This is a genomic window from Bradyrhizobium sp. 179 (assembly GCF_023073535.1).
Taxonomy (GTDB): Bacteria; Pseudomonadota; Alphaproteobacteria; order Rhizobiales; family Xanthobacteraceae; genus Bradyrhizobium.
This window is the reverse complement of record NZ_JADPJR010000133.1, coordinates 1-1,776: the sequence shown is the minus strand read 5'-3', so window position 1 is coordinate 1,776 and position 1,776 is coordinate 1. Positions and strand designations below refer to the sequence as shown.

The window sequence follows — 1,776 nt, the reverse complement described above, 5'->3', positions numbered from 1 at the left end:
GTTCTCGACCGACTTGCGGGTGATGACGTCGCGCGGCGCTATCTTGGTGCCGATCAGGCGAACCGCCGCCTTGCCGGTCTCTTCCGCGGCGACCAGCCGATCGGCGTGCACCGCGGGGATCGCGGCGGTGCCCAGCAACGACATGCCCAGCGTCTCGGCGATGCAGGCCATGGTGGACGCCGTGCCCATGACGGCGCAGGTGCCGGCGGTCACCGAGAGACGGCCTTCGACGGTGTCGATCTCGTCCTTGTCGACGGTCCCCGCCCGGTACTTGGCCCAGAAGCCGCGGCAGTCCGTGCAAGCTCCCAAGCGTTGTCCCTTGTGCCGCCCCGTCATCATCGGTCCCGTGACGAGTTGGATGGCTGGCAGATTGGCCGAAGCCGCACCCATCAGTTGGGCGGGCACGGTCTTGTCGCAGCCCCCGATGAGCACGACCGCGTCCATGGGCTGGGCACCGATCATCTCCTCGGTGTCCATCGCCATGAGGTTCCGGTACATCATGCTAGTCGGGTTGAGGAATACTTCTCCGAGAGAGACCGTGGGAAACGGCCGCGGAAGCGCGCCTGCAGCGAGCACGCCGCGAGACACCGCCTCAACCAATTCCGGCATGTAGCGGTGACAATTGTTGAAGCCCGAGGGGGTCATCGCGATGCCGACGATCGGCTTGGCGAGCATCTCGCGGGACAATCCCATCGACCGCGCGAAGGAACGGCGCAAGAATCTGGCGAAGTCCTTGTCGCCGTAGTTTGTAAGTCCGTTGTCTATGCCGTGATCCGCCATCACTTCTCTCCTGACTTCGCCGATGCGCCTTCCTGACTTCGGTAGTCGACGCCGAGCAGCTCTTCGAAGACCGTGACCATTCCGCCCTTGTCCTTATCGCCATGCCCCTTCAGCAGGGCCATCTGGTAGGTCGCGGTCGCCGCGGCCAGGACCGGCATCGGGATCGAGAGATTGGCTCCCAATTCCGCGCCGCTGATCAGATCCTTGTAGGCGTGCTTCATCGGATAACCGTCGCCGAAATGTCTTCTGAGAATCCGGGGAATGAAGAATTCCGACGCGTAGCTGCGGCCGGTGCCGCTGTTGACGACTTCTCCGACCAGATCGGGATCGAGCCCCATCTTCTTCGACATCGGCAGGATCTCCGCGAGCGCGGCGGCATTGATGTCGAAGAGAAGCTGGTTGATGAGCTTCGTGAGCTGACCGCTGCCGGGGCCACCCATGTACAGAATCTTGTTGCCGATCAGGTCCAGGAGCGGCTTCGCCTTATCGAACACCGCGCGGTCGCCACCGCACATCACCGTGAGGGTGCCGTCGATAGCGCGCGCCTCCATTCCCGAGATAGGCGCATCCAAGAATTGGACGCCCCGCGAGGCCAGCTTATCGGCGACCGAAACGGTCTTCTTGTAGGTGATCGTGCTCAGATCGATCAGGATCTGGCCGGCCCGGGCGCGGGTTAAGAAGCCGGCCTCGCCCGCGACGACGTCCTCGACCGCGTTGTCATGGGGCAAACAGAGGAAGACAACGTCGGCATCGAAGATCGTCGCCTGCTCGGCGGACGCGCCCGCTCCCTTGCTCTGGAACTCGGCGAACCATTTGGAGGAGCGGTCCGTGACCGCCAGCGTCGCACCCGACTTCAGCAGATTCAGTGCGATCGGGCGGCCCATCTGCCCGAGGCCTGCAAAGCCTATCTTCATCTGTGGCTCCCTTCTTCAATGCGCTGAATTCACGCCGCGTCGTCAAGCGAACGCAATGCAGGTCGGACTGCCCGTTTCGATC

2 protein-coding genes are annotated in these 1,776 nt (G+C 63.3%); both read right to left on the bottom strand.

Annotation, left to right across the window (positions count from 1 at the left end):
- A partial coding sequence (locus tag IVB12_RS38510; RefSeq protein ID WP_247304930.1) for a dihydroxy-acid dehydratase occupies positions 1-780 on the bottom strand: 780 nt, incomplete at its 3' end.
- Complete coding sequence (locus IVB12_RS38505; RefSeq protein ID WP_247304928.1) at positions 780-1,694, bottom strand: NAD(P)-dependent oxidoreductase; 915 nt, start codon at positions 1,692-1,694, stop codon at positions 780-782. The genes IVB12_RS38505 and IVB12_RS38510, both read right to left, overlap by 1 nt.
- Between the last annotated feature and the right edge of the window lie 82 nt (positions 1,695-1,776).

What these genes read in the sequence shown, in the direction of transcription:
- IVB12_RS38505 (WP_247304928.1), bottom strand. Translation starts at nt 1,694, where the DNA reads ATGAAGATAGGCTTTGCAGGCCTCGGGCAGATGGGCCGCCCGATCGCA.